The following is a 4511-nucleotide window of genomic DNA, read 5'->3' on the forward strand; positions in this document are numbered from 1 at the left end:
AATTCAGATTCAATTAATTTACCGGGAAGAAATGTCCGATTTTGATAACTTGCCGGAATATCAAAATTTGCAATTAATTTGCCATTCTTTTCAAAATATGTTGGATTGTAGGAGATATTTTTGTTTTCAATTATTTTATGATTTTCAGATATTATTTTTGCAGAGATATTTCCATCCGGGGGTAAACCAATCACCTTTGAAAAGAATGGGAGCTTAGGTGCTCCTTCTTCACTAAGTCTGAGAAAATCAATTCCTGAGAGTTCAATATTTTGATATAATTTTCCCTTAATATTAATATCAGAGAAAGAGTATTCATCTATATGCAGTTTGAGTTGGATATTGTTTTCAGTCATTTGGGTAATTGTGAAGCTGTTTTCAGACCATAAACAACTGAAAATAAGAAGAGATAGAGTGAGTATTAGTAATATTTTTTTCATCTGAAAATCCTTTCGCCACAAAGGCACAATCCCCGCGTCCGCGGGGACACAAAGGTAAAATTTGTTTTCATTATGATAATATTTTACCACTGATTTAACTCGTTATTCATATTCTTGGTTCAATATTTATTATTCAATTTTTGTGTCCGTTCTCCCCGCCTTCCATAGTATTACGGCGGACAGGCGTAGTCCCGATGATCCCCGATTTAATCGGGGAGGGACGAAGCCCGCCTGCCAAGCCTTGGCGGGCAGGAATGAACCGTTATAGTTGCATTCTTCTAAAATTTGAATTGCACCCCAAAGCTGAAAGATGTGATAGTTTCATCATCACCTTTGATTTTCCCATCATCATTAAGATCTTCGTAATATTCTTTATAATTTGCGACAAGGATAGTATTGTAAGACAATTCATAACCAATCTGGGTTTCTATTGTGGCATTAGGACTTTTCCATGTTGTGAGGTCTTTTACTTTTGTTTGCGAATAACGAGCATAGGCATAAGACAATCTGGGGATTAAGCCTCTTTTTAAGTTGACCTGACCCAAAATAGTTTTTCCCATATTATAATCATCTCCATTGATATCTTCATAAGCAACGGAGAGGTCAATGATATTAAGGAGATGTGTGGTTAATTCGCCTCGCCATCCCTGAGAACTTTTGATACTATCTAATCGGCTTTCTTTGGTTACAACAGAATCTCCTGAAATGATTGTTCTTTCATTATCATAAAGATAGTTAAAATAATTAGGTTCAAATTCCTTTCCAAATATACGATATTCAAGATTCAAATCAAATATAAGGAAGTGTGAGCCGAAACCCGGGAAAATAAATCCATTTCCATAATCTATTATCTGAGCAAATTCTCCATAATTGTAAAGTTTAAATAGTTTGTTATTGATAATAGGAATGATATAGTCAAAGCCTAAAGCTGTTATACCTTCTTTTTTTCCTAATTTATAAACTTTTTTTAAGCTTTGAAAAAGTGAATCAGTGTCTTGATTTGCATCAAGAATATTATCTCCATTCGCATCTATATCTACCTCAGGGGATCCTATATCAGTAGAATCGCGAGGATCGGGCCAACCATTCCCATCAGTATCTGCCCACCATTCATCGTCATCGGGAAAGTCATCAAATTTGTCAGGATAATCATCTCCATCACTATCTTTCAAAGCACCTAATTGATTTAAATCTGTAGCTGCTGTAACTCCGAATTGGATGTTTTTGATAATAGGAATATCAAGATTTTTCAAAGGCTTGCCTTTAACTCTGGCAGCGAAAATATCTGCTTCATAAACATTTGGGCAGAAGGCTTCAAAGCCTAAGTCGTAAATATTTGTATTTACAGCTATTTCTGTACCCAATTGTTTTTTATCAGGATAGTTAAGCATATTCGTGTAGTCCTTCATAATTAGACCCTGACCATATTTTACTCTGGGGAAACTTCCAAAGCGGCAATAGAATGGGTCAGTCTTTTTTGCGAACTGTATATATAGGAATTTATTAAGATAATCCTCAAAGGAATCCCAATTCTCTTTTCTAAGTTTACCATTACTGTCAATAAGTAGGTTAAAATCAAGACCGAGTTTAAATTTCCAGATTGAGAACTCAGGCATTAATCTTATTTGAGAGTAAGTCTTTCCATTTATATTTACCGTTCCTATTCCACAGGACATTGGAAATGGAAGTGCTGATTTCTTTTCTGCCTTGGTTTTTTCTATTTTCTTTTGTTCTGGCGGAGCTTCCGGGATTTCAATTTCTTCCTCTATCTGTGGAGCTTTTTCTTCAATTTCAATTTTAGCTTCAATTTCTTCCTGAATTTCGTCAGGAATTTGATTATATTGTAATGGTTGTATAACTGGTGGCTCCATACCATTGGAGAATCCCTGATTTCCTGAAGGGATATTAACTATACCGAATTCATTTCCCAATTCAATGGTTCCCTCAAAAACCAATACTGTTGTATGTCCCGTTTGTGGATCAACGGAAGTGAGAAATTTTGTTCCCTTTACTGCAGCTACAGCAGTAGGTGTTTGCACAGAGAAACTACCTAAGTTATGTGTGACTTTTGCCCATAGATTACCACTATCTAGGTTAAGTTTCTTGGCAATACCTATGTCTTTTTCCAATCCTATTGTTAAGGTACTATTTGAAAATAGTTTAATTATAGCCCCATTATCTGAGAAATTAACGATTGCAAGAGAATTGTCTTTTGTTGATAATATATCACCGTTAAAAATGAGAGTCCCGGTTTCAGCGGGTTGTAACCGATGTTTATGATTTAATATAACTTCTCCCTTTGTTTTTAAAACCATTGCAAATGGGTCTGACTCCTGAGCAAATATTGAGCCGGCAGTAAATATTACAAGAATCAATGATAAAATAAAGAAATGTATCTTAACATTATTTAGAGAAGTCATTTTTCCTCCCTTGCTTCCTGTTTTAACTTAAACAGGATAAAAGTTTTACTTGACACCATTGTTTTATTTTTAGCATAAACATATTAAGGAAGATAAATGGGATTTATATTATTCAGTGTCAAGATATTTAGAAATGACATAGTTATATATTTTTATTTATAATTGAAAATCATGAGAACTGCAAAATAGATATTTTTAGGATTAGCCCCCTGATTTATCAGGGGGAGCCTAAAAAAAAGAAATACTTAACCGATTTATCGGTTTCTCATAAACTCTTTCTGCAAGCGGGTAACCCCCAATTTAATTGGGGGTTGAAACAGTTAAAATATTCTTTTATTTGTTTACCCCACAATAAATTGTGGGGCTAACCCTAATTTATATTTTATCATATTTTGCAGGACGCATAATTGAGAATTTTCAAAGGAGAAATATGCTAAAGATAAGTTTAATAACTATTGGAAATGAAATCTTACTGGGCAAAACCGTAAATACAAATTTGGCATATATCGGAAATGAACTTGCAAAAATAGGGCTACCATTACATCAATCAGTAACAATTAAAGATGAAAGTGTGGTTATTCTTAAAACCCTTGAGGAGATTAAGAAAGAAAGTGATATGGTCATTACAACAGGTGGTTTGGGTCCAACGAAAGATGATGTAACGAAGAAAAGTATCGCCAAATTCTTTAGCAAAGACCTTGAATTTCGGGAAGCAATTTGGTCACATATTAAGGAATTATATCATCAGAAAAACATACAAATACCTGAAATTGTGAAAACTCAAGCAGAGGTTCCTATAGGATTCAAAACAATTAAGAATAAGTATGGCACAGCTCCTGGATTGCATTTTCAAAATAACCGTAAGAATTTTTTTGCATTGCCGGGTGTGCCCTCAGAAATGAAAGAGATGGTTAAGGATTATCTTATACCTTTTTTGAGAAAGAACTATCAAACCAAATCATTCTATCTGAAAACAATACGAACAATTGGATTATTAGAGGCTGACTTGAGTGGAAGATTAAAAGATGTTAAAGAGACGAAGAGTGTTAATATTGCTTTTCTCCCTCAACCTGGAAGGGTAAGTATAAGAGTGTATGGAACCGAACTTAATGAATTTAATACAATTGTAAATATGATTGAAAAGAGAATCGGTGAGTTTGTATATGGGTATAATGAGGACAATATTGTTGAGCTTTGCCATAAGAAATTACTAAGTCAAAATAAGACTTTGGCTGTTGCAGAATCTTGTACTGGCGGATTAATCCAGAATTTGTTTACCAATAATTCAGGGAGCTCAAAATATCTTTTAGGCGGAATAGTTTCTTATAGCAGTAAAGCAAAGATGGATTTATTAAATGTAAGGAAAGAGACTCTCGAAAGATTCGGCGCTGTAAGTGAGCAAACTGTTAAAAAAATGTTGCAAGGTGTAAGAAGAAGATTCAAGAGCAATTATGCAATTGCGGTTTCTGGGATTGCTGGACCAACTGGTGGAACTCCCGAGAAACCTGTCGGACTTGTCTTTATCGGAGTAAATATTGAAGGTAATATTCTTATTAAAAAATTTAATTTCTCAGGGACTCGTGAACAAATTAAAGAAAAAAGTGCAATTAATAGCATTTATTTGTTACTAAAAAATATATGAGTCCACTATAAA

3 protein-coding genes are annotated in these 4511 nt (G+C 34.1%); 1 reads left to right on the plus strand and 2 read right to left on the minus strand.

All coding sequences use genetic code 11. The annotated features are described in order from the left end of the window. Together U9R23_05195 and U9R23_05200 are read right to left on the minus strand one after the other, a co-directional pair. Positions 1 to 437: C25 family peptidase propeptide domain-containing protein (locus tag U9R23_05195; protein MEA3475817.1), on the minus strand; the 437-nt coding region annotated here is incomplete at its 3' end. Between the two features lie 278 nt (positions 438 to 715). After that, positions 716 to 2857 (minus strand): FecR family protein, encoded by a 2142-nt coding sequence (locus U9R23_05200; GenBank protein MEA3475818.1) that lies wholly within the window; start codon positions 2855 to 2857, stop codon positions 716 to 718. Positions 2858 to 3287: 430 nt separating this feature from the next. Here U9R23_05200 and U9R23_05205 point away from each other — a divergent pair, with 430 nt between their 5' ends. Further along, positions 3288 to 4499, plus strand: coding sequence for a competence/damage-inducible protein A (locus U9R23_05205; protein ID MEA3475819.1), 1212 nt, complete (start codon positions 3288 to 3290; stop codon positions 4497 to 4499). The last annotated feature ends 12 nt before the right edge of the window (positions 4500 to 4511 follow it).

This window comes from Candidatus Cloacimonadota bacterium, assembly GCA_034722995.1.
In the GTDB taxonomy this organism is placed as follows: domain Bacteria; phylum Cloacimonadota; class Cloacimonadia; order JGIOTU-2; family JGIOTU-2; genus JAGMCF01.

What these genes read in the sequence shown, in the direction of transcription:
- U9R23_05200 (MEA3475818.1), bottom strand. Translation starts at nt 2,857, where the DNA reads ATGACTTCTCTAAATAATGTTAAGATACATTTCTTTATTTTATCATTG.
- U9R23_05205 (MEA3475819.1), top strand. Translation starts at nt 3,288, where the DNA reads ATGCTAAAGATAAGTTTAATAACTATTGGAAATGAAATCTTACTGGGC.